The organism is Streptomyces sp. NPDC055140, from assembly GCF_053607285.1.
The window spans coordinates 78,268-101,594 of sequence record NZ_JBSGTG010000003.1 but is presented as its reverse complement, the minus strand read 5'-3'; the positions used below and the strand labels follow the sequence as shown (position 1 = coordinate 101,594).

At 69.7% G+C, this 23,327-nt stretch carries 22 protein-coding genes and 1 tRNA gene; 22 read left to right on the top strand and 1 reads right to left on the bottom strand.

Annotated elements, in window-relative coordinates; translation table 11 throughout:
* Positions 1–56: 56 nt before the first annotated feature.
* The 6 genes from ACWFR4_RS08090 to ACWFR4_RS08065 all read left to right on the top strand — a co-directional run bounded on the left by ACWFR4_RS08090 (position 57) and on the right by ACWFR4_RS08065 (position 5,115).
* Complete coding sequence (locus tag ACWFR4_RS08090) at positions 57–743, top strand: SAM-dependent methyltransferase (protein WP_453651513.1); 687 nt, start codon at positions 57–59, stop codon at positions 741–743.
* Entirely contained in the window at positions 740–1,651 is a 912-nt protein-coding gene (locus tag ACWFR4_RS08085; RefSeq protein ID WP_453651511.1) for a bifunctional DNA primase/polymerase, read from the top strand. The genes ACWFR4_RS08090 and ACWFR4_RS08085 overlap by 4 nt, the downstream gene beginning before the upstream one ends.
* A complete protein-coding gene (locus ACWFR4_RS08080; RefSeq protein WP_453651509.1) occupies positions 1,648–2,016 on the top strand; it encodes a hypothetical protein in 369 nt (122 codons plus the stop codon). Before ACWFR4_RS08085 ends, ACWFR4_RS08080 begins: the two co-directional genes overlap by 4 nt.
* Complete coding sequence (locus ACWFR4_RS08075; protein ID WP_453651507.1) at positions 2,013–3,275, top strand: DUF3631 domain-containing protein; 1,263 nt, start codon at positions 2,013–2,015, stop codon at positions 3,273–3,275. Before ACWFR4_RS08080 ends, ACWFR4_RS08075 begins: the two co-directional genes overlap by 4 nt.
* A gap of 182 nt (positions 3,276–3,457) precedes the next feature.
* The gene (locus tag ACWFR4_RS08070; protein WP_266560077.1) at positions 3,458–3,649 is read left to right on the top strand and encodes a helix-turn-helix transcriptional regulator; all 192 of its coding nucleotides are present in this window, start codon (positions 3,458–3,460) and stop codon (positions 3,647–3,649) included.
* Positions 3,646–5,115: a tyrosine-type recombinase/integrase gene (locus ACWFR4_RS08065; protein ID WP_453651505.1), complete on the top strand. Its 1,470-nt coding sequence runs from the start codon at positions 3,646–3,648 to the stop codon at positions 5,113–5,115. The genes ACWFR4_RS08070 and ACWFR4_RS08065 overlap by 4 nt, the downstream gene beginning before the upstream one ends.
* A 132-nt stretch (positions 5,116–5,247) precedes the next feature.
* Here ACWFR4_RS08065 and ACWFR4_RS08060 read toward each other — a convergent pair.
* A tRNA-Arg gene (locus tag ACWFR4_RS08060) sits at positions 5,248–5,319 on the bottom strand.
* 148 nt (positions 5,320–5,467) lie between these two features.
* Here ACWFR4_RS08060 and ACWFR4_RS08055 point away from each other — a divergent pair.
* The 16 genes from ACWFR4_RS08055 to ACWFR4_RS07980 all read left to right on the top strand — a co-directional run bounded on the left by ACWFR4_RS08055 (position 5,468) and on the right by ACWFR4_RS07980 (position 23,249).
* Positions 5,468–5,947, top strand: coding sequence for a response regulator (locus ACWFR4_RS08055; RefSeq protein ID WP_453455399.1), 480 nt, complete (start codon positions 5,468–5,470; stop codon positions 5,945–5,947).
* A gap of 90 nt (positions 5,948–6,037) precedes the next feature.
* Positions 6,038–7,081 carry an ArgS-related anticodon-binding protein NrtL gene (nrtL, locus tag ACWFR4_RS08050; protein WP_453651503.1) on the top strand — a complete coding sequence of 348 codons (1,044 nt, stop codon included), beginning with the start codon at positions 6,038–6,040 and terminating at the stop codon, positions 7,079–7,081.
* Positions 7,082–7,100: 19 nt separating this feature from the next.
* Positions 7,101–8,492, top strand: coding sequence for a diaminopimelate decarboxylase (gene lysA / locus ACWFR4_RS08045; protein ID WP_453455405.1), 1,392 nt, complete (start codon positions 7,101–7,103; stop codon positions 8,490–8,492).
* 130 nt (positions 8,493–8,622) lie between these two features.
* Complete coding sequence (locus tag ACWFR4_RS08040) at positions 8,623–9,912, top strand: homoserine dehydrogenase (protein WP_453455430.1); 1,290 nt, start codon at positions 8,623–8,625, stop codon at positions 9,910–9,912.
* A 6-nt stretch (positions 9,913–9,918) separates the two neighbouring features.
* A complete protein-coding gene (gene thrC / locus ACWFR4_RS08035) occupies positions 9,919–10,977 on the top strand; it encodes a threonine synthase (RefSeq protein ID WP_453455408.1) in 1,059 nt (352 codons plus the stop codon).
* 272 nt (positions 10,978–11,249) lie between these two features.
* Positions 11,250–12,167, top strand: a complete 918-nt coding sequence (gene thrB / locus ACWFR4_RS08030; RefSeq protein ID WP_453455411.1) for a homoserine kinase — start codon at positions 11,250–11,252, stop codon at positions 12,165–12,167.
* 376 nt (positions 12,168–12,543) lie between these two features.
* Positions 12,544–14,571, top strand: coding sequence for a transcription termination factor Rho (gene rho, locus ACWFR4_RS08025; protein ID WP_453651501.1), 2,028 nt, complete (start codon positions 12,544–12,546; stop codon positions 14,569–14,571).
* 142 nt (positions 14,572–14,713) lie between these two features.
* On the top strand, positions 14,714–16,447 hold the full coding sequence (locus tag ACWFR4_RS08020) for a trypsin-like serine protease (RefSeq protein ID WP_453651499.1): 1,734 nt from the start codon (positions 14,714–14,716) through the stop codon (positions 16,445–16,447).
* Between the two features lie 204 nt (positions 16,448–16,651).
* Positions 16,652–17,782: an LCP family protein gene (locus ACWFR4_RS08015; RefSeq protein ID WP_453455420.1), complete on the top strand. Its 1,131-nt coding sequence runs from the start codon at positions 16,652–16,654 to the stop codon at positions 17,780–17,782.
* 172 nt (positions 17,783–17,954) lie between these two features.
* Positions 17,955–18,176 (top strand): 50S ribosomal protein L31, encoded by a 222-nt coding sequence (gene rpmE / locus ACWFR4_RS08010; RefSeq protein WP_100595864.1) that lies wholly within the window; start codon positions 17,955–17,957, stop codon positions 18,174–18,176.
* A gap of 144 nt (positions 18,177–18,320) precedes the next feature.
* Positions 18,321–19,397: a peptide chain release factor 1 gene (gene prfA, locus ACWFR4_RS08005; RefSeq protein ID WP_453459944.1), complete on the top strand. Its 1,077-nt coding sequence runs from the start codon at positions 18,321–18,323 to the stop codon at positions 19,395–19,397.
* Between the two features lie 83 nt (positions 19,398–19,480).
* Positions 19,481–20,320 (top strand): peptide chain release factor N(5)-glutamine methyltransferase, encoded by an 840-nt coding sequence (gene prmC / locus ACWFR4_RS08000; RefSeq protein ID WP_100595862.1) that lies wholly within the window; start codon positions 19,481–19,483, stop codon positions 20,318–20,320.
* A complete protein-coding gene (locus ACWFR4_RS07995) occupies positions 20,317–20,445 on the top strand; it encodes a hypothetical protein (protein ID WP_453651497.1) in 129 nt (42 codons plus the stop codon). The genes prmC and ACWFR4_RS07995 overlap by 4 nt, the downstream gene beginning before the upstream one ends.
* Positions 20,446–21,093 carry an L-threonylcarbamoyladenylate synthase gene (locus ACWFR4_RS07990; protein ID WP_100595861.1) on the top strand — a complete coding sequence of 216 codons (648 nt, stop codon included), beginning with the start codon at positions 20,446–20,448 and terminating at the stop codon, positions 21,091–21,093. It abuts the gene before it with no gap.
* Positions 21,090–21,731 carry an arsenate reductase/protein-tyrosine-phosphatase family protein gene (locus ACWFR4_RS07985; protein WP_453459947.1) on the top strand — a complete coding sequence of 214 codons (642 nt, stop codon included), beginning with the start codon at positions 21,090–21,092 and terminating at the stop codon, positions 21,729–21,731. The genes ACWFR4_RS07990 and ACWFR4_RS07985 overlap by 4 nt, the downstream gene beginning before the upstream one ends.
* A gap of 249 nt (positions 21,732–21,980) precedes the next feature.
* Entirely contained in the window at positions 21,981–23,249 is a 1,269-nt protein-coding gene (locus ACWFR4_RS07980) for a serine hydroxymethyltransferase (RefSeq protein ID WP_453651495.1), read from the top strand.
* Positions 23,250–23,327 lie beyond the last annotated feature (78 nt).

Here is a 23,327-nt window from a genome sequence, read left to right as displayed (position 1 = left end):
GAACTGGGGCCGCCCTTGTCAGCCAGTACCCATCAGAGAACTGGAGGACTTCCAGCATGACGCAACATGCCGCCATCCGGCGAGCCATCGCCCTGCGGCTCCTTGACGGATTCTGCTGCCAGGGCGGCGCCGGCATGGGCTACCACGACGCCGGGTTCGAGGTGACCGGCGTCGACAAAGACGCCCAGCCCCGCTACCCGCTCGCCTTCCACCAAGCCGACGCGATCGACTTCATCCGCGAGTTTGGCGCCGGCTTCGACTTCATCCACACCTCCCCGCCCTGCCAGCATGACACCGACTGCCAGCGCATCCGCGGCAATGCCCACCCCGACCTGATCGCCCCCACCCGCGAGGCACTGAACGCGACCGGGCGGCCGTGGGTCATGGAGAACGTCCGCGGCGCTGCCGCCAAGCTGCGTAACCCGGTGATGCTGTGCGGGACGATGTTCGGGCTCAAGACGTACCGGCACCGGTTCTTCGAGACCGGCGGCGGCTTCACCCTCAGCCCGCCTGAGCATCCCGAACACACGGTGCCGCAGGCCAAGATGGGCCGTCCCGTCCCGCCCGGCTGGTACGGGCAGTACGTCGGCAACTTCTCCGGAGTCCAGCAGGCCCGCGACATCCTCAACGTGCCGTGGATGAACCGCGACGGCATCCGCGAGTGCATCCCGCCCGCCTACACCCAGTTCATCGGCCACGCCGCCCAAGCCCACCTGCGCACACGGCTGGGGGTGGCGGCATGACCAGCCTCGCCCTGCTCGCCTCGGCCCTGGAACCGGTCCGCCGCGGCTGGCACGTCTTCCCACTGCGCCCTGGCGACAAGCGGCCCGCCGGCCACGCCGAACGGCTCTGCCCCGGCACCGGCCGCTGCACCGACGGGCACCGCAAGCCCGAACAACGCGCCACCACCGACCCCGACCTGGTCACCGCCGCCTGGACCACGCAGGCGTACAACATCGGGATCGCGACCGGCCCGTCCGGGCTTCTCGTCGTCGACCTGGACGTACGGAAACCGGACGAGCAAGAAGGAACGCCTGACGGCGTCGAAAGCCTTTTGGCGCTCTGCGAGCGCGCCGGCCAGACCCTCCCGCCCACCTACCAGGTGCGGACCCCGAGCGGGGGACGGCACCTGTACTTCACCCAACCCGTCGGGATGCGGCTGCACTCGACTGCGGGCCGCCTGGGGCACCACATCGACACCCGCGGCTGGGGCGGCTACGTCGTCGCCCCCGGCAGCACCACCCCCAACGGCACCTACACCGTCACCGACGAATCCCCCGTTGCGCCGCTGCCGCCGTGGCTCGCTGACCAGCTCTCCGAGCGGCCCAAGCCAGACCCTCACACGGTCATGACCCCGGTCCGCGATGGCACCAAGGCCGCGCAGGTGGCCTTGGAACGCGAGTGCACGATCATCCGCTCCGCGATCGAGGGAGGAGGGCAGGGCACGAAGGGCCGCAACAGCACGCTGCATGAGAGCACGTGCAAGGTCGCCCGGTTCGTCGCCTGGGGGAACATCAGCCGCTCCACCGTGGAGGAAGCAATCCAGGCGGCGGCGGAGTCAACGGGACTGTCCGCTGCCGAGTGCACCACCACGATCCGCAGCGCCATGGACTGGATCCTCACCCACGCCACCCCCAGGGAGGCGACATGACCACCCCCGCTTCCTCCCCTGGATTGCCTCACCAGGCCACGACCGGCCGCGAGCACGCCGCCAAGGCTCCCGCGCCCTTGTCGGTTGTGCGGCGGAAGGGCGACGCCGAAGGCGTCCTTTCAGCTCTTCCCTTCACCGTCCTCATTGAGGACGAGGCCGGCACCGCACCCGGCTACGGCCCGATCGCGTGGCTGACCGTGCAGACCCCTTACCGCCGCCCGCCGACCGCGACATCGACCTGCGTCTGCGGCCGGAACCTGAGCGCCCGCGGCCGCGCAGACGTGCTCGACCTCATCGCCGCCCACGAATACCACCGCACCGCGTGCCCGCTGCGCACCAACACCGAAGGGAGGAACGCCGCATGACCAGCCTCAACCCGCCCGACGGGTCCATCGACGGCGCTGCGCTGCTCGACGAGGTCGAAGCGTTCCACCGTCGCTTCAACGTCTTCCCCACCGAACACGCCTACGTCGCCGTAGCCCTGTGGGACGCGCACGCCCACCTGATCGACGCGTTCGACGGCACCGCCCGCATCGCGTTCCTCTCCCCGGAGCCAGGATCGGGCAAGTCCCGCGCGCTGGAGATTGTGGAGACCCTCACCCCGCGCGCCGCGACGACCGTCAACGCTTCGCCCAACGCGCTGTTCAGGCTGGTGGAACTGCCCGAGGGGCGGCCTACGCTGCTGTTCGACGAGATCGACACCGTCTTCGGACCCAAGGCCGGAGACAACGAACCCGTCCGCGGGTTCCTCAACTCCGGCTACCGGCGCGGCGGCAAAATGCTGCGCTGCGTCGGCGACGGCGCCAACCAGGCCCCCGAATGGTTCTCCTCTTTCTGCGCAGTCGCCATGGCCGGCCTCGGCTCGCTGCCCGACACGATCCTGACCCGCTCCGTCATCATCCGCATGCGCAAACGCGCCCCCAACGAGACGTGCGAGCCCTACCGGCGCCGCAGCCACGAGAAGCAGGGCCACACCCTGCGCGACAAGCTCGCCGACTGGGCCGCCACCGTGCACAACCAGGTCACCGACGCGTGGCCGGAGATGCCCGAAGGCGTCTCCGACCGACCCGCCGACGTGTGGGAACCGCTGCTCGCAGTCGCCGACGCGGCCGGCGGGGACTGGCCCGGGCGCGCCCGCGCCGCCTGCGTCGAACTCATCCAGTCCGCCTGCAACGACGACGACGCCTCCCTTGGTGTCCGGCTGCTGACAGACCTGCGCGACCGCGTGTTCTGCGGCGCCGACCGCATGCCCACCGCCGCCATCCTCGAAGTCCTCCTCGGACTCGACGACGCGCCCTGGGGCGACATGAACGACGACGGCAAGCCCCTCACATCCCGGGCCCTGTCCAAATTCCTCGGCCAGTACATGACGGCGAACAACAAGCCCATCCGCCCGCGAGGCATCCGGATGGGCAGCAGCACCCCCAAGGGCTACTACGCGGAAGACCTCACCGACGCCTGGGAGCGCTACTGCCCCCCGCCCCCCGAAAGCCGCAACATCCGCCACGCCGCAACACCGCAGCTCACAGGGGGTGAATCTGTGGCGGATAGCGCGCCTGTGGCGGATGAAAACCGCCACACGACCCCGGAAGCCGCCACGTTCCCGCTGCACCTCGCGGGCTGACTCCCGATCCGCCTGATAGGTGCCGCCACCCCCGGTGTGGCGGCACCTATCCGCCACACAACCGCTATCCGCCACAAACCCAAGCCGCTGACCTGCAATGTTGCGGCGTGGCGGATGTTGCGGATTCCCCAGAGGCGGTCGACGTCTCTCAAAGCTTCGCTCCGCGAACGGAGAACCAGTTCATGGCCAAGCTCCGCGACGAAATGTTGACCATTCCCGAGGTCATTGAAGAGATCGGTGTTCCGCGAGCGACGTTCTACCGCTGGCGACAGCTCAGGAAGGGACCTAAGTCAATCAAGCTCCCCAACGGCGCAGTCCGTATTCGGCGATCGGAACTGGAGCGTTGGATCGGGACGTTGGAGGAGGCTGCGTGACCTATCGCAAGACCTCGAAAACGCAGGGCGCCCACGAGAGTGGGCGCCCGCCCGCCGCAGAAGAGCCGAACCTCTCCACGGATGTGCGGGTATGGAAGATCAACCAGGTACGGAGCAAAAGGGCTCCGTACCAGCTTCGTTGGACGGTGGCGGGCAAGGTCAAAACGGCCAGCTTCGCCACCGTCACCCTCGCTGATCATCGTCGCTCAGAAATCGTGAGGGCGATGCGCAAGGGCGAGGCTTTCGACGTGGTATCCGGGCTGCCTGAATCTGAATTCAGAGCGGCTGCCGCCAAGGCGAACGCCAGGCCCGATCCGTCCTGGTGGGATTTCAGCCGCGAGTACATGGCGAGCCGCTGGCGTACGTCTGCGGCCAAGACTCGAGAGGGGTTGGCGGACAGCCTCGCGACGGTGGCGCTCGCGATGATGGCGGACGGGAAAAAGGCGCCCGCGCCCGAAGAGGCACGCTTGGCGGTTCGGTGGGCTGTCGTGCCGGCACACGAGGGCGAAGAGCCTCCCGTGGACCTCGCGGCAGCCTGCTCGTGGCTCAAGCGGCGGTCCCTTCCCCTGTCGGCTCTCACTGACCCGAGGGTGATCCGGGATATTCAGTACCGGCTGTCATTCAAACTGGACGACAGCCCGGCGGCGGGGGAGACCTATAAGCGTCGGCGCCGCGGGTTCAACACCGCAATGGAGTACGCGATTGAGTGTGGGTACTTGGACGTCAACCCCCTCGCGGGAGTGAAGCGCCCCGGCTCCACGCGAGGAGACGTCGTGGACCCCCGGGTCTTGGTGAACGCGGTCCAGGGCGGCCAGCTCCTTATGGCGGTCTCGTACGTCGGCTCGGTGCATCGCAACCGCGGCCGCCGTCTGGTTGCGTTCTTCGCCTGTCAGCTCTACGCGGCGATGCGGCCGGCTGAGGTCGTTGGTCTCCGTGAAAGGGACTGCCACCTGCCCGAGAAGGGCTGGGGGACCCTAACCCTCCAGGAGACTCGTCCGGTGTCGGGCAAAAAGTGGACCGACTCGGGCAAGCGGCACGACAAGCGAGGGCTGAAGTCCCGGGAGGTCAAGGCAGACCGGCCAGTACCCATCCCGCCCCCGCTGGTCGCGATGCTGCGCGAGCACGTCAGGGAGTTCGGTGTGGCGACGGACGGCCGGATCTTCGCGAATGAGCGCGGCGAGGTGCTGGGTACGTCGAGCTACTGGCGGGTCTGGCAGGAAGCGCGGCCCATCGCGCTCCCGCCAGACAAAGTGGATTCGCTGCTCGCGCATCGGCCCTACGACCTGCGGCACACCTGCATCACGAACTGGCTGAACGCGGGAGTTCCAGTTGCCGAGGTCGCCCGCCGAGCGGGCAACTCGCCCGAGGTTATCCATCGCCGCTACGAGGGCTGCATCGACGGTCATGAGGAGGTGAACAACAGGAAGATCGAGAAGGCGATGGGGTGGGGAGAGGAGGCGTCCTGATTTCTCACTCGCCACTCACTCGCGATCAGCGATTGAGAACGACAAAGAGCCGGACCTAGTGAGACTGGGTCCGGCTCTTCATGCTTGGCACTTGCGCAGGTCAGAGACTTGATCGCCCTGGGTACTGCGAAGTGCCCCCGGCAGGATTCGAACCTGCGCACACGGCTCCGGAGGCCGTTGCTCTATCCCCTGAGCTACGGGGGCGTGTTCGCCGCGGCTGGCGTGGCGACGGGTAGAACCCTACCAGCTCCGTCAGGGTCCCCATGAACAGTTAATTCGCTGCTGAGGTGGCGTCCCGGGAGGGCTGTGTACGGGGGCGCGGGAGGGTGGTAGTCCCCTGTACGGGGCGGAAGTGGGGAAAACCCGGACGCGGTCGCGCCGGCGGACCTACTCTCGAGTTGTGCCAGGCGCGTCCGGCCGAGTGCTTGTTGTGGACGACAACAAGGTGATTCGGCAGCTGATCAGGGTCAATCTCGAGCTGGAGGGCTTCGAGGTCGTGACCGCGGCTGATGGTGCCGAGTGTCTGGATGTGGTGCATCAGGTTCGGCCTGATGTGATCACTCTGGACGTCGTGATGCCCCGACTCGACGGGCTGCGGACCGCCGCGCGGCTTCGTTCCGACGCTCATACGCGCGGTGTTCCGATCGTGATCGTCAGCGCTTGCACCATTCAAGAGGTTGATACCGGACTCGATGTCGGGGTCGACACCTTCCTCGCCAAGCCCTTCGAGCCCAGTGAACTCGTACGGGTCGTGCGGCAGTTGAGTGAGCGCGGGCGCGACAGCGGTCGCGGCGCCGAAGAGGCCGAGCGCGCCGGGCATACCAGAGGCTAGGCGGTACGGGGGAGCCGAGCGCGTCCGTATGCCGGACCATCCCGTAAACCGGGTCGCTCACCCACCCCCCTCCTCCCATACGCTTGTCCCGTGACCCCCGTCGAGCTCTCCCGTACCGTCCTGCGCGCCGTGCGCCGCGCGGTCGACGACGGTGAGCTGAGCGTGGCCGTGCCGGCACGCGTCGTGGTCGAGCGGCCGCGGCCCGGTGGGTGCGGGGACTACTCCACGAACGTCGCGCTGCAACTCGCCGGACCCGCCGGACGCCCGCCCCGGCACGTCGCCGAGCTCCTTTCGCGGCGCCTCTCCGACAGCCCCGGCATCGCCGGCGTCGAGGTCACCGGCCCCGGATTCCTCAATCTCACCCTCGCCGACGACGACCCCGGCGCCCTCGCCCGCGAGATTCTCGCCCGGGGCAGCGGGTATGGGGGCAGTGATGTTCTCGCAGGTCAGCGCTTCGAGATTCGTATTCCGTACGAGGTCAGAGCCGAGGTCGTCGCCGATTCGCTCCGCCGCATCCTCGCCACTCAGGGCGCCCAGGCCCACGTCGTCCATGGTGGGACGGCCGAGCCGAGTGCCGCGCACGTCGTGAATCTGCGGCCCGTGCCCGCTCCCTGCGACCCCGCCGTCCTCGGCCGCGACGCGTCCCGCTGGGCCCTGCTCCTGCCCGCCGCGCACGACCAGCCCCGTATCGGCGACGAGCATCTCGCCCAGCGCGAGAGCAACCCCCTCTTCCGCGTCCGGTACGCCCACGCCCGCACTCGCGCCCTCACCCGCAACGCCGCCGCCCTCGGCTTCACCGCCGAACCCGGCGACGTACGCGACAACGACACGGCGACCGGCACGAGGGACGCCACCCGCGCCCGGGCGGATGCTGCGGCCCCCCTCCGCACCGCCCTGTCCACCCACCCCCAAACCCTCACCCTCGCCGCCACCCACCACGCCCCCGACCGGCTTGCCCGGCACCTTGTCGTGGTGGCCGACGCGTTGCTCGGGTTCCAGCACACCGTGCTGCCGCAGGGGGAGGAGAAACCCTCGGCCGCCCACCGTGCCCGGCTCGCGCTTGCCGAAGCCGCCGGGGCGGTGCTCGCCGGCGGCCTGTCCCTGCTCGGTATCGACGCACCCGAACATCTCTGAGAGAGCGCAGAAGACAGTCATGAGCCGTTCCGCACACCCCGCCGGGCCCCGCCACGCCGATGTCCTGACCGAGGGGCACTACACCGCCCCGCCCGCTGATCTGAACGCCCTCGACCCGAAGGTGTGGTCGCGGACCGTCACCCGTGCGGGCGATGGCGCGGTCCGTGTCGGTGGCATCGAAGTGGCCCGGCTCGCCGAGGAGTTCGGCACCCCCGCCTACTTCCTCGACGAGGACGACTTCCGGGCCCGCTGCCGCGCCTGGCGTGACGCCTTCGGGACCGACGCCGACGTCTTCTACGCCGGCAAGGCGTTCCTCTCCCGCGCCGTGGTGCGCTGGCTTCACGAGGAGGGGCTCAATCTCGATGTGTGCTCCGGTGGTGAGCTCGCCACCGCGCTGTCCGCCGGGATGCCCGCGGAGCGCATCGCCTTCCACGGCAACAACAAGTCCGAGGAGGAGATCGAGCGGGCCGTCGAGGTCGGGGTCGGACGGATCGTGCTCGACTCGTTCCAGGAGATCGTGCGGGTGTCGCACATCGCCGAGCGGCTCGGCAAGCGCCAGCCCGTGCAGATCCGCGTGACGGTCGGCGTCGAGGCCCACACGCACGAGTTCATCGCCACCGCGCACGAGGACCAGAAGTTCGGGATCGCGCTCGCCGGGGGACAGGCCGCCGAGGCCGTACGGCGTGCGCTCAAGCTCGACGGACTCGAGCTCATCGGCATCCACAGCCACATCGGCTCGCAGATCTTCGACATGGCGGGCTTCGAGGTCGCCGCGCGGCGCGTCGTGTCGCTGCTGGCCGAGGTGCGCGACGAGCACGGTGTCGAGCTGCCCGAGATCGACCTCGGCGGCGGGCTCGGCATCGCGTACACCTCCGATGACGACCCCCGTGAGCCGCACGAGATCGCCAAGGCGCTCGGTGAGATCGTGACGCGCGAGTGCGAGGCGGCCGGTCTGCGCACGCCGCGCATCTCCGTCGAGCCGGGCCGCGCCATCGTCGGCCCGACCGCCTTCACGCTCTACACGGTCGGCACCATCAAGCCGCTCGAAACCCTCCGTACGTACGTGTCCGTGGACGGCGGTATGTCGGACAACATCCGCACCGCCCTCTACGACGCCGAGTACACGGTCGCCCTCGTCTCGCGGACCTCCGACGCCGAGCCGATGCTCGTCCGCGTGGTGGGCAAGCACTGTGAGAGTGGCGACATCGTCGTCAAGGACGCCTTCCTGCCCGCCGACCTCGCGCCCGGTGACCTGATCGCCGTGCCGGCGACCGGCGCGTACTGCCGGTCCATGGCCAGTAACTACAACCACGCACTTCGCCCGCCCGTCGTCGCCGTGCGCGACGGTGAGGCGCGGGTGATCGTCCGGCGTGAGACGGAGGAAGATCTCCTGCGTCTCGACGTCGGATAAATGAAATACACGTCTCAGGATTCGGACCGAGGGCAGAAACCCCGGTCCGGTGGGTGAGACTGGTCCACTGAAGCAGTATCAAGCAGGCTGAGCTCTCTGAGCTGGGTTGAATGAAAGGCGTAGGTCGATGATGCGTACGCGTCCGCTGAAGGTGGCGCTCCTTGGCTGTGGGGTAGTCGGCTCAGAGGTGGCGCGCATCATGACGACGCACGCCGAGGACCTCGCGGCCCGGATCGGCGCCCCCGTGGAACTGGCCGGGGTCGCCGTCCGGCGCCCGTCGAAGGTGCGCGAGGGCATCGACCCCTCGCTGGTGACGACGGACGCGACCGCGCTGGTCAAACGGGGCGACATCGACGTGGTCGTCGAGGTCATCGGAGGCATCGAGCCGGCCCGCGGCCTCATCATGACGGCGTTCGAGCACGGCGCCTCCGTCGTCTCCGCCAACAAAGCGCTCATCGCCCAGGACGGTGCCGCGCTGCACGCCGTCGCCGAGGAGCATGGCAAGGACCTTTACTACGAGGCCGCCGTCGCCGGTGCGATCCCACTGATCAGGCCGCTGCGCGAGTCCCTCGCCGGCGACAAGATCAACCGTGTGATGGGCATCGTCAACGGCACCACGAACTTCATCCTCGACAAGATGGACTCGACGGGCGCCGGCTACCAGGAGGCCCTCGACGAGGCCACCGCGCTCGGTTACGCCGAGGCCGACCCCACCGCCGACGTCGAGGGCTTCGACGCCGCCGCCAAGGCCGCCATCCTCGCCGGGATCTCCTTCCACACCCGCGTACGTCTCGACGACGTCTACCGCGAGGGCATGACCGAGGTGACCGCCGCCGACTTCGCTTCCGCGAAGCGGATGGGCTGCACCATCAAGCTGCTCGCCATCTGTGAGCGGGCGGCGCACGGCGGGTCCGTCACCGCGCGCGTGCACCCCGCGATGATCCCGCTCGACCACCCGCTGGCCTCCGTGCGCGGCGCGTACAACGCCGTGTTCGTCGAGGCCGAGGCCGCCGGCCAGCTCATGTTCTACGGGCCCGGAGCCGGCGGCGCGCCCACCGCGTCGGCCGTGCTCGGCGACCTCGTGGCCGTATGCCGCAACAAGCTCGGCGAGGCCACCGGACCCGGTGACTCCGCCTACACCCAGCTGCCCGTCTCGCCCATGGGCGAGGTCGTGACGCGCTACCACATCAGCCTCGACGTGGCCGACAAGCCGGGCGTCCTCGCCCAGGTCGCGACGGTCTTCGCCGAGCACGGCGTATCCATTGACACGGTGCGCCAATCGGGCAAGGACGGCGAGGCCTCCCTCGTCGTGGTCACCCACCGTGCGGCGGACGCGGCCCTCACCGGGACCGTCGACGCGCTGCGCAAGCTCGACACCGTGCGTGGTGTCGCCAGCATCATGCGTGTTGAAGGGGAGTAACGAGCAATGACCCACCAGTGGCGCGGAATCATCGAGGAGTACCGCGACCGGCTTCCGGTGTCCGACACCACGCCGGTCGTCACGCTGCGCGAGGGCGGCACGCCGCTCGTGCCCGCCCAGGTGCTCTCCGAGCGCACGGGCTGCGAGGTCCACCTCAAGGTCGAGGGGGCCAACCCGACCGGGTCCTTCAAGGACCGCGGCATGACGATGGCGATCACGAAGGCCAAGGAGGAGGGCGCGCAGGCCGTCATCTGCGCCTCCACCGGCAACACCTCCGCCTCGGCCGCGGCCTACGCCGTGCGCGCCGGCATGGTCTGCGCCGTACTCGTCCCGCAGGGCAAGATCGCGCTCGGCAAGATGGGCCAGGCGCTGGTCTACGGCTCGAAGATCCTCCAGGTCGACGGCAACTTCGACGACTGTCTGAACCTGGCCCGCGCCCTCTCCGAGAACTACCCGGTGGCGCTGGTCAATTCGGTCAACCCGTTCCGTATCGAGGGCCAGAAGACCGCCTCGTTCGAGATCGTCGACGCGCTCGGCGACGCGCCCGACATCCATGTCCTTCCCGTCGGCAACGCCGGCAACATCACGGCGTACTGGAAGGGCTACAAGGAGTACGCGGCGGACGGCATCGCCACGCACACGCCGCGCATGTGGGGCTTCCAGGCCTCCGGTTCCGCGCCCATCGTGCGCGGCGAGATCGTCAAGGACCCGTCGACGATCGCCACCGCGATTCGCATCGGCAACCCCGCGTCCTGGGACTTCGCGCTGGCCGCCCGTGACGAGTCCGGCGGCCTCATCGACGAAGTGACGGACCGTGAAATCCTGCGCGCCTACAAGCTGTTGGCGTCCCAGGAGGGTGTCTTCGTGGAGCCCGCGTCGGCCGCCTCCGTCGCCGGTCTGCTCAAGGCCGCCGAGCAGGGCAAGGTCGACAAGGGGCAGAAGATCGTCTGCACCGTCACGGGCAACGGCCTCAAGGACCCCGACTGGGCCGTCGCGGGCGCCCCGCAGCCCGTCACCGTCCCGGTCGACGCTGTCACCGCGGCCGAGCGCCTCGGCCTGGTGTAAGCGGACCGGACCGGTCAACTCCGCACAGGGGGTGCACAGGGGGCTTGCGACACGCATCGTGCGCCTCCTGTGCGCCCTATGTCGCCACTGAACCTTCCTTCGATAGGCTGTACCGAACCCACCCCGCCGCATACGCATATGCCGCGGTGCCGCAGGCGTTGTCGTAGCCCTCGCGGCCTTCGGGTTCTCACACGGGCAGCAATCATCGGATCTCTACCGCAGTCACCTCGTTCATCACGCAAGAACCGCAGCTCAAGGAGTGTCATCGAGCGATGGCCGGTCCCGCCTTCCGCGCCGCCGCCGTCAGGGTGCGCGTCCCCGCCTCCAGCGCCAACCTCGGCCCGGGCTTCGATGCCTTCGGCCTGTCGCTGGGTCTCTACGACGACGTGGTCGTCCGGGTCGCCGACTCCGGCCTGAACATCGACATCGCAGGTGAGGGCTCCGAAACCCTTCCGCGCGACGAGTCCCATCTGCTCGTACGTTCCCTGCGCACCGCCTTCGACCTGCTCGGCGGACAGCCGCGCGGCCTGGAGGTCGTCTGCGCCAACCGGATCCCGCACGGCCGCGGCCTCGGCTCCTCGTCGGCCGCCATCTGCGCCGGCATCGTCGCCGCGCGCGCCGTGACGATAGGCGGCGACGCCCGCCTCGACGACGCGGCCCTGCTGGAGCTCGCGACCGAGATCGAGGGGCACCCGGACAATGTCGCGGCTTGCCTGCTCGGCGGCTTCACGCTCTCCTGGATGGACGGGGGCGCGGCCCGGGCGATCAGGATGGACCCCGCGGGTTCCATCGTTCCGGTGGTTTTCGTACCGGGAAAGCCGGTACTCACCGAGACCGCGCGCGGTCTCCTGCCGCGCAGCGTCCCGCATGTGGACGCCGCGGCGAACGCGGGCCGAGCGGCCCTGCTCGTAGAGGCCCTCACGAAGCGCCCCGAGCTGCTGCTGCCCGCCACCGAGGACCGGCTCCACCAGGAATACCGGGCTCCCGCGATGCCGGAGAGCCTCGCGCTCGTGGAGCGGCTGCGGGCCGACGGCGTTCCCGCGGTGATCTCAGGGGCGGGCCCCACGGTCCTTGCCCTCGTGGAGGAGTCAGCGGCCGACAAGGTCGCCCGGCTGGCCGGTGAGGGATGGGCGGCGAACCGCCTCGACCTCGATGTCGACGGAGCGAGCGTGCTGCCGCTTGCTCACTGACACGGTTGCCGGAATTCGAGAGGGGGAATATTTGTTGGATCCGGTAGTGTTAACCTCAAGTCTGCACCCGACCCCACCATGGCGAGGTGCTGTGTGTCCCCCTCCGGGACAACCATTCTTCCGGGAGCCCCGCAAATTGCTCTGTGCCGTGCACTGAGCCGTTTCGAGCATGCTCCGGAACCGGTGTGATCGAGCCGGGTGACACAGACATTTCAGTGGAACCCGCGGCTTCGGGACTCGCCGTCACCAATGAATTCTTCCGCCGCGTTGGCGGACCACCGCCCCGGCACGGTCCATACCGACAGGACCACCGCCGGACAGCACAACCGGTCGCCGAGCCAGACAGGCCGACGTCCGCTCCAGGGAAGGACCCTTCGTGAGCGACACCACCGATCTGATGGGCGTGAGCGCCGACAGCTCCGCTGCCGCGCCCTCCGCCGCTGCGGATGCCTCTGCTGCCGGTGCTTCGGGCTCCCGGCGGCGCCGCGGTACCGGCCTCGAGGGCATGGTGCTTGCCGAGCTCCAGCAGGTCGCATCGGGCCTCGGCATCAGGGGCACCGCGCGTATGCGCAAGAGCCAGCTGATCGAGGTCATCAAGGAGGCGCAGGCCGGGGGAGGCGCTCCCGCGAAGAGCGCCGACACCACCGAGACCAAGCCGAAGCGCCGCGCCACCTCCAAGGCGCGCATCGGCGACGAGGCCGCGGCGAACGGCACCGCGGCCCCCGCCGCCGAGGCGGCCAAGACCGAAGACGCCAAGGCCGCGAAGGCCGCCGTCGCCCAGCAGCAGATCGACATCCCCGGTCAGCCTGCGAGCGACGAAAAGGCCGGCGAGCGTCGCCGCCGCCGTGCCACCTCCGAGGCCGGCAGCCCCGAGACCGTCACGGCCGAGGCGAAGACCGAGACCAAGACGGACGCCCAGGGCGAGGCCAAGGGCGACGCCGGTGACGGCGCCGAGGGCCGTCGCGAGCGTCGTGACCGTCGTGACCGCGGTGACCGTGGCGGCGACCGCGGTGAGCGCGGTGGCCGTGACCGCGGCGACCGTCGCGGCAAGGGCGACGAGCAGGGCAAGGAGCAGGGCGGTGGCAACCGTCAGCCGCAGGGCGGCGGGCGCCAGGACCGTCAGCGTGACAACGGCCCGCAGGACGACGGCTTCGACGATGAGGGTGGCCGCCGCGGACGCCGTGGCCGTTACCGCGACCGCCGTGGCCGTCGTGGCCGCGACGAGGCCGGCTTCGGCAACGAGGTGCAGGTCTCCGAGGACGACGTCCTGATCCCCGTCGCGGGCATCCTGGACATCCTCGACAACTACGCGTTCATCCGGACCTCCGGCTACCTGCCCGGTCCGAACGACGTGTACGTGTCGCTCGCCCAGGTCCGCAAGAACGGCCTGCGCAAGGGTGACCACGTCACCGGCGCCGTCCGTCAGCCCAAGGACGGCGAGCGCCGCGAGAAGTTCAACGCGCTCGTCCGCCTCGACTCGGCGAACGGCATGGCGGCCGAATCCGGGCGTGGGCGACCGGAGTTCAACAAGCTGACGCCGCTCTACCCGCAGGACCGGCTCCGTCTGGAGACCGACCCGGGCATCCTGACCACCCGCATCATCGACCTCGTGTCGCCGATCGGTAAGGGCCAGCGAGGCCTGATCGTGGCCCCGCCGAAGACCGGCAAGACCATGATCCTGCAGGCGGTCGCCAACGCGATCACCGTCAACAGCCCCGAGTGCCACCTGATGGTCGTCCTGGTCGACGAGCGTCCGGAAGAGGTCACCGACATGCAGCGGTCGGTGAAGGGCGAGGTCATCTCCTCGACCTTCGACCGCCCGGCCGAGGACCACACCACGGTCGCCGAGCTCGCCATCGAGCGCGCCAAGCGTCTCGTGGAGCTCGGTCACGACGTGGTCGTCCTGCTGGACTCGATCACGCGTCTGGGCCGTGCCTACAACCTGGCGGCGCCGGCCTCCGGCCGCATCCTGTCCGGTGGTGTCGACTCGACCGCGCTCTACCCGCCGAAGCGCTTCTTCGGTGCGGCGCGCAACATCGAGGACGGCGGCTCGCTGACCATTCTCGCCACCGCGCTGGTCGACACCGGCTCGCGCATGGACGAGGTGATCTTCGAGGAGTTCAAGGGCACCGGCAACATGGAGCTCAAGCTCGACCGCAAGCTCTCCGACAAGCGCATCTTCCCGGCGGTGGACGTCGACGCGTCCTCCACCCGTAAGGAAGAGATCCTGCTCAACGCGGAAGAGCTGGCGATCGTCTGGAAGCTGCGCCGGGTGCTGCACGCGCTCGACTCGCAGCAGGCCATCGAGCTGCTCCTCGACAAGATGAAGCAGACGAAGTCGAACGCCGAGTTCCTGATGCAGATCGCGAAGACGACGCCGACGCCGGGCAACGGCAACGACTAAGAGCTTCGCTCGGCGGTAGCACCGCTCAAGGGCCGCCCCCGTCACATCCGTGACGGGGGCGGCCCTTTGTGCGCTCCGGGGCGGGTTGTACGATCGCGCTCTTCATCCAACGTTCAACTCACCGCTCCCTGGGGGGACTTGCGTGGACATATCCGTATCCGGCTCCGGCCGGCACCGCCGAAGACTCGGCAAGGTGCTGCCGGCCGCCGCGGCCGGGCTCGCCCTGATCGGCGCGGGCGCGTTTGCCGTCACCTCTTACGCGGGGGAGTCCGACACCGGCCGGGTCGTGCAGCCGCCGCCCGGCGCGAAGACCGCGGAGCCCGCGGCGTCGTCCCCGTCGCCGAGCGGTGACCGGACGGTCACGCCCCGCATCATCGGCGGCACCGGAAGCGCCGCCTCCTGGATGGTGCAGCTCGTCTACAACGACCCCGCGGGCGGCTCGTACTTCGTCTGCGGCGGCACGCTGGTCGCGCCGAACAAGGTGCTCACCGCCGCGCACTGCCTGCACGACGAGAACGGCAACCGGCAGGACTGGGGCAAGTACGGCGAAGTCGCCGTAGGCACCAGCAAGAGCGTCACCGTCGCCGGCAACGGCGCCACGTACATCGACGTCACCCGCAGCTGGGTGCGCGACGGCTACGACCCCGACGCCATCACGAACGACGTCGCCCTGCTCACCCTCGCCAAGCCGGTCGCCCAGACCACGCTGGAGCTGGCCGGACCGGGTGACAGCGCGCTGTACGCCGCCGGCACGAACGCCACCGTGTACGGTTGGGGCCTCACCAGCTCGAACGAGGACACCGCCGACATCGCGTCCCAGCTGCAGAAGGTCACCCTGCCGCTGAACTCCGACGACGCCTGCACCCAGAACCTGGACCCGTACTTCCAGGCCGGGAAGATGATCTGCGCCGGACAGCTCGGCACCGGCGACGACAGCACCGGCAAGACCACGTGCCCGGGTGACTCGGGCGGCCCGCTCGTCGTGGGCGACAAGGTCGTCGGCATCGTCTCCTGGGGCATCAGCCAGGGCAAGCAGCTCTGCAACGTCGCCGGCACGTACGAGGCCTTCACCAAGGTCTCCACGTACCAGCCCAAGGTCCGTCCGCGCATCGACGACACCGACATCAGCCGCAACGGCAAGGCCGACCTCTTCGTCCGGGCCTCCTCCGGCGGCAAGGGCTACGTCAAGGAGTCCACGGGCAGCGGGTTCGCCACGCGCAAGACGCTGAGCGGGTCCTGGAGCGCGTACAACCTCGTCCTCCAGGCCGACATGAACCGCGACGGCTACCAGGACTTCATCATCCGCCGCCGGTCGGACGGGAACGTCTACTGGCGGCACCGGTCCGCGTCCAGCTCGACGTACACGGACACGAAGATCGCGAGTGACTGGTCGACGCGGAAGTTCATCGTGGCGCCCGGCGACGTGACCGGCGACCGGTACCCCGACCTGCTGTCGGCGACCTCCGGCGGCACCCTCTACCTGTACCCCGGCAAGGGCGACGGGACGTACGGCACGCGCACCACCGTCGGCAGCGGCTACCAGGTCTTCAACTCCCTGCGCGGCAAGGGCGACTTCACCGGTGACGGGCAGAGCGACCTGATCGCGCGCGGCAGCGGCGGCAAGCTGTACCTCCTCAAGGGCACCGGCAAGGCGTCCGCGCCCTTCGAGACCGGCGTGCAGGTGCGCACCTGGGACGGGTACAACGCGTTCGCGGCACCGGGTGACGTGACCGGCGACGGCAAGGCCGACTACGTGGCCCGCACGCCCGGCGGCACGCTCTACCTGTACCCGGGCACGGGGACCGCCTCCTCGGAGATCTTTGCCACACGCATCAAGATCGGGACCGGCTACACGCAGTACAACATCTTCGGATAAACCCGCAGGTGAGAGCCGGACGACCGGCTCTCGTCAGCACTCTCTGTGCCCGTCGCGAGCCTCGCGGCGGGCACAGCGCGTTGTGCAACCCTTCTTCCCGGTTTCCACGTCTCGCGAAGAGGCGGACGAAGAGACGTCCGTTCGCGCCTGACCCTGCAAACAGGGGGTAACCGGCCAACCGAGCAGTTGAGGAGTGAGGAGCACATGCCCGACGAGAGCAGCCCCGCGACCACCGATCCGAGCCGCCCCACCCGCGGCGGCGGAGGCGGCGGCCGGCGGCGCAAGCCGCGCGGCAAGCGCAGCAAGGCCCTCGTCATCACGGCCTGCACCGCGGCGGGACTCGTCGTCCTGGCGGGCGCGGGCGCCGGCTTCCTGTACTTCAAGCTCAACGGGAACATCAAGGGCGTCGACATCAACGCCGCGCTCGGCGCCGACCGCCCCGTGAACGTCGACAACGGCTCGATGGACATCCTCGTCCTCGGCTCGGACTCGCGCTCCGGCGCGAACGCCAAGTACGGGCGGGACGGCGGCGGCGCCCGTTCCGACACCGCGATGGTCGTCCACGTGTACAAGGGCCACCGGAAGGCCGGCGTGGTCTCCATACCGCGCGACACCCTCGTCACCCGCCCGACCTGCACCGACAGCGCCGGCAACACGGTCGCGGGCGGCAACCAGCAGATGTTCAACACGGCGTACGAGGTCGGCGGCCCGTCCTGCGCCGTCAAGACGGTCGAGAAGATGTCCGGGATCCGCATGGACCACTACGTCGAGGTCGACTTCTCGGGCTTCAAGAAGCTCATCAACACCCTCGGTGGCGTCGACATCACCACGAAGCAGGCCATAGAGGACGACAAGAGTCATCTGCATCTGGCGGCCGGGAAGCACACCCTCACCGGCGAGCAGGCGCTCGGCCTCGTCCGCACCCGGCACGCTGTCGGCGACGGCAGCGACCTGGGCCGAATACAGCTCCAGCAGGACTTCATGAAGGCGCTGATCAACCAGATCAAGGACGTCGGCGTCTTCACCAGCCCCAAGAAGCTCTACGACCTCGCGGACACCGCCACCAGCGCCGTCACCACCGACTCCGAGCTCAACTCGGTCAACGAGCTGGCGGGCTTCGCGGGCGGCCTCAAGGGCATCGGCGCGGGCGACATGAAGATGGTGACGCTCCCCGTCCAGTACGACCCCGCCGATCCGAACCGCGTACTCCCGCTGGAGAAGGCGGGCGCGAAGGTCTGGGCGGCGCTCAAGACGGACCAGCCCGTTCCGGCCTCCGCGCTCAAGGGCTCCGCCGGTGACAAGGGCTCCGCGGGCTCTGTCGTGGCCAGCCACTAGCCGGCCGTCGGACGCCGGCCACCACTTGTCGGTGACCCTTCGGGAATACTTCCGCCCCGACCCCGGTTTTGGGGGATACGGCCAGTCCTGGCAGACTGGTACGTCGGCCCCGGTTCACGCCCCCGCAATCCGCGGAAGCGACCCGGAGCCCTCCGAGATCATAGGAGACACCTTGAAGCGCGACATCCACCCCGAGTACGTCGAGACGCAGGTCAGCTGCACCTGTGGCGCGTCGTTCACCACCCGCAGCACGATCTCCAGCGGCACCGTCCGTGCCGAGGTCTGCTCCGAGTGCCACCCGTTCTACACGGGCAAGCAGAAGATCCTCGACACCGGTGGCCGCGTGGCCCGCTTCGAGGCCCGCTTCGGCAAGGCTGCTGCCGCCAACAAGTAGCGAGCCAATTGCGCCGGTCCACGGCCGCCCTTCGGGGCGGGCCGGGACCGGCGTGCTTGTTTTTGGTTGGCCGGGGACCCGGGGGTCTTCCCCGGCCGGCCGGTGGCCGTTCCCTTTCGCTGTACCTCACTTCAGGAGCCGGAGATGTTCGAGGCCGTCGAGGACCTCATCGGTGAGCAAGCCGATCTCGAGACGAAGCTCGCGGACCCCTCGGTCCACGCCGACCAGGCGAACGCGCGCAAGCTCAACAAGCGCTATGCCGAGCTGACCCCGATCGTCGCCACCTACCGCTCCTGGAAGCAGACCGGTGACGACATCGAGACCGCGCGTGAATTCGCCGCGGACGACCCGGACTTCGCCGCCGAGGTCAAGGACCTCGAGAAGCAGCGCGAGGAGATCACCGAGAGGCTGCGGCTCCTGCTGGTCCCCCGGGACCCCAACGACGACAAGGACGTCATCCTCGAGGTCAAGGCGGGCGCGGGCGGCGACGAGTCTGCCCTCTTCGCCGGCGACCTGCTGCGCATGTATCTGCGGTACGCGGAGCGCGTCGGCTGGAAGACCGAGATCATCGACGCCACCGAGTCCGAGCTGGGCGGCTACAAGGACGTCCAGGTCGCCGTGAAGACCAAGGGCGGCAACGGCGCGACCGAGCCCGGCCAGGGCGTCTGGGCCCGTCTGAAGTACGAGGGCGGTGTGCACCGCGTGCAGCGTGTGCCGTCGACCGAGTCGCAGGGCCGTATCCACACCTCCGCGGCCGGCGTCCTCGTGACGCCCGAGGCCGAGGAGGTCGACGTGGAGATCCACGCGAACGACCTCCGCATCGATGTCTACCGCTCGTCGGGCCCCGGCGGCCAGTCCGTCAACACGACGGACTCCGCGGTGCGCATCACGCATCTGCCCACCGGAGTGGTCGCTTCCTGCCAGAACGAGAAGAGCCAGCTCCAGAACAAGGAGCAGGCGATGCGTATCCTGCGCTCCAGGCTTCTGGCGGCAGCGGTGGAGGAAGCGGAGAAGGAAGCCGCGGACGCCCGTCGCAGCCAGGTCCGCACCGTCGACCGCTCCGAGAAGATCCGTACGTACAACTTCCCGGAGAACCGCATCTCGGACCACCGCGTCGGTTTCAAGGCGTACAACTTGGACCAGGTGCTCGACGGTGAGCTCGACCCGGTGATCCAGGCCTGCGTCGACGCCGACTCGGCCGCCAAGCTCGCCGCCGCCTAAGCCACACCAAAAAAAGACCAGCTCAGCCCCGGAGGACCAGCGTGCAGCAACATCTTGGGGGGCGACCCCCAAACCCCCGCAGCGTGCTGCTCGCGGAAGTCGCCCAGGCCACCCAGCGCCTCGCCGACGCGGGCGTGCCCTCGCCCCGCAACGACGCGGAGGAGCTCGCCGCCTTCGTGCACGGCGTGAAGCGGGGCGAGCTGCATCTGGTCAAGGACGCGGACTTCGACGCCCGTTACTGGGAGGTCACCGCGCGTCGCGAGGCCCGTGAGCCGCTCCAGCACATCACCGGGCGCGCCTACTTCCGCTACCTCGAACTCCAGGTGGGGCCGGGCGTGTTCGTGCCGCGGCCCGAGACGGAGTCCGTGGTCGGCTGGGCCATAGACGCGGTACGGGCCATGGACGTCGTCGAGCCGCTCATCGTCGACCTGTGCACGGGCTCGGGCGCCATCGCGCTCGCCCTCGCGCAGGAGGTCCCGCGCTCCCGTGTGCACGCCGTGGAGCTGTCCGAGGACGCCCTGAGGTGGACGCGCAAGAACGTCGAGGGGTCCAGGGTCGACCTGCGCCAGGGAGACGCCCTGGAGGCCTTCCCCGAGCTCGACGGCCAGGTCGACCTGGTGGTCTCCAACCCGCCGTACATCCCGCTCACCGAGTGGGAGTACGTCGCCCCCGAGGCCCGCGACCACGACCCCGAACTCGCGCTGTTCTCCGGCGAGGACGGGCTCCACCTGATCCGCGGCATCGAGCGGACCGCGCACCGCCTGCTGCGCCCCGGTGGCGTCGTCGTCGTGGAGCACGCCGACACCCAGGGCGGCCAGGTCCCGTGGATCTTCACCGAGGAACGGGGCTGGGCCGACGCCGCCGACCACCCCGACCTGAACAACCGCCCGCGCTTCGCGACCGCCCGCAAGGCGATGCCGTGACGCGACAGAATCAGTGCAGCAACAGCAACAGCAACAGCAGCAACAGCAGCAACAGCAGCAGCACCGGCAGTTCCCGCATCTCTCGCATGGACTACGTGTACTTCGTGTACGAGGAGGCCCGCTAAATGGCTCGGCGATACGACACCAACGACGCGTCGGACCGTACGACCGGTCTGCGTGAAGCCGCGTCCGCCGTCCGCCGCGGTGAGCTGGTCGTGCTGCCCACCGACACCGTGTACGGCATCGGCGCCGACGCCTTCACCTCCGAGGCCGTCGCCGACCTGCTGGACGCCAAGGGGCGCGGCCGCAACATGCCGACCCCTGTCCTCATCGGCTCCCCGAACACGCTGCACGGCCTCGTCACGGACTTCTCCGAGATGGCCTGGGAACTCGTCGACGCGTTCTGGCCGGGCGCCCTCACGCTCGTCGCCAAGCACCAGCCGTCCCTGGCGTGGGACCTCGGCGACACCCGTGGCACCGTCGCCGTCCGCATGCCCCTGCACCCGGTCGCGATCGAGCTGCTCACCGAGGTCGGCCCCATGGCCGTGTCCTCCGCGAACCTCACGGGGCACCCCGCCCCCGAGGACTGCGACGCCGCGCAGGACATGCTCGGCGACTCCGTCTCCGTCTACCTCGACGGCGGCCCCACGCCCGGCATCGTCCCGTCCTCGATCGTCGACGTGACCGGGAAGGTTCCGGTGCTCCTGCGCGCGGGTGCCCTGACCGCGGACGAGCTGCGCAAGGTCGTACCCGACCTCGAGGTGGCGAATTGACAGCCCCTGAGACGGGGCGTGGCATAGGCACCGGGGACTCCTTCCGCATCCTCCATGTCAGCACCGGCAACGTGTGCCGCTCGCCGATCACCGAGCGGCTGACCCGGCATGCCCTGGTGGACAGGCTCGGAGACCCCCTCGTACGCGGTCTGATCGTCGAGAGCGCGGGCACCTGGGGCCACGAAGGCGCGCCCATGGAGGCCAACGCCGAGACCGTCCTCGCGGACTTCGGTGCGGACGCCTCCGGCTTCGTGGGGCGCGAGCTCCTCGACGACCACGTGATCCGCGCGGACCTGGTCCTCACGGCCACCCGCGACCACCGCGCCCAGGTCATCTCCATGGGCCACAGCGCGGGCCTGCGCACCTTCACGCTGAAGGAGTTCACGCGCCTCGTCCAGGCCATCGATCCGGCCACGCTGCCCGACCCGCTGGACGGCGGCGTGGTGGAGCGCGCACGCGCGCTGGTGCGCGCCGCGGCGGCTCTACGCGGGTGGCTTCTCGCCCCGACCGTCGAGGCCGACGAGGTCTACGACCCGTACGGCGCACCTCTGCCGTTCTTCCGCTCGGTCGGCGAGGAGATCAGCGAGGCGCTGGAGCCCGTGGTGACGGCATTGACGGGTGTTCCGGCCTGCCGTTGAACCGGCGGGCGGAGTCCGGCGCAGCGCTGCGAAGCCGGGGAGGCCCTTTGGGGCCGAGTGGCGCGTTGGGGATGGGGCTCAGCGAGGCGCTGGTTCCCGTGGTGACGGCATTGACGGCTGCTCCGGCCTGCCGCCGAACGTAGTGACAGCGTCTGCCGGATTACACGCTCGTACCTGAGTTTCGGGCGCCGCGGGCGGTGCGGGCCTACATTGGTTTTGAGGTCACCCCCGCGAGGCCCGGAGCCCAAGATGCCGGTCACCACTGAACAAGCCCCCGCCGGTGCGACGTACGCGCACGCCGGCTTCGACATGCTGCGCCGGCAGGACCCCGAGATCGCCGAGATCATGCTCGGCGAGGCGGCCCGGCAGGCCACGTCGCTGCAACTGATCGCCGCCGAGAACTTCACGTCGCCGGCCGTCCTCGCGGCCCTCGGCTCCCCGCTCGCCAACAAGTACGCCGAGGGCTACCCCGGCGCCCGTCACCACGGCGGCTGCGAGCTCGTCGACATGGCGGAGCGGATCGCCGTCGACCGGGCCAGGGCGCTCTTCGGCGCCGAGCACGCCAATGTGCAGCCCCACTCCGGCTCCTCCGCGGTCCTCGCCGCGTACGCAGCCCTGCTGCGCCCCGGCGACACCGTCCTCGCGATGGGGCTCCCGTACGGCGGCCACCTCACCCATGGCTCGCCCGCGAACTTCTCGGGCCGCTGGTTCGACTTCGTGCCCTACGGCGTCGACCCGGAGACCGGCCTCATCGACCATGACCAGGTCCGCGCGCTGGCCCGCGCCCACCGCCCCAAGGCGATCGTCTGCGGCTCGATCGCCTATCCCCGGCACATCGACTACGCGGCCTTCCGCGACATCGCCGACGACGTGGGCGCCTACCTCATCGCCGACGCCGCGCACCCCATCGGCCTGGTCGCCGGGGGAGCGGCGCCGAACCCGGTGCCGTACGCCGATGTCGTCTGCGCCACCACGCACAAGGTGCTGCGCGGCCCCCGCGGCGGCATGGTCCTGTGCGGGGCCGAGCTCGCCGGACGCATCGACCGGGCCGTCTTCCCCTTCACGCAGGGCGGCGCCCAGATGCACACGATCGCCGCCAAGGCCGTCGCGTTCGGCGAGGCGGCGACCCCGGCCTTCGCCGCGTACACCCATCAGGTGGTCGCCAACGCGAGGGTTCTGGCCGCCGCGCTCGACGCCGAGGGCCTCGCGATCACCACCGGCGGCACGGACACCCATCTGCTGACCGCCGACCCCACGTCGCTGGGCGTCGACGGCCCGACCGCCCGGGGGCGGCTCGCCTCGGCCGGCATGGTCCTCGACACGTGCGCGCTGCCCTTCGGGGACGGGCGTGGCCTGCGCCTCGGCACCGCCGCCGTCACCACCCAGGGCATGGGCGAGCCGGAGATGGCGCGCATCGCGGTGCTCTTCTCGGGGGTGCTGCGGGACGAGGTCGATCCGCGTAAGGCACGTGCGGAAGTGCGCGATCTCACCGGAAGATTTCCGCCGTATCCGGCCTAGACAGGGGTAGGCGGGCAGGGGTGGTCCGTCACTCGTGCAACCATCATCGCTACCCGGCAGTCCTTCACCACATGCGCG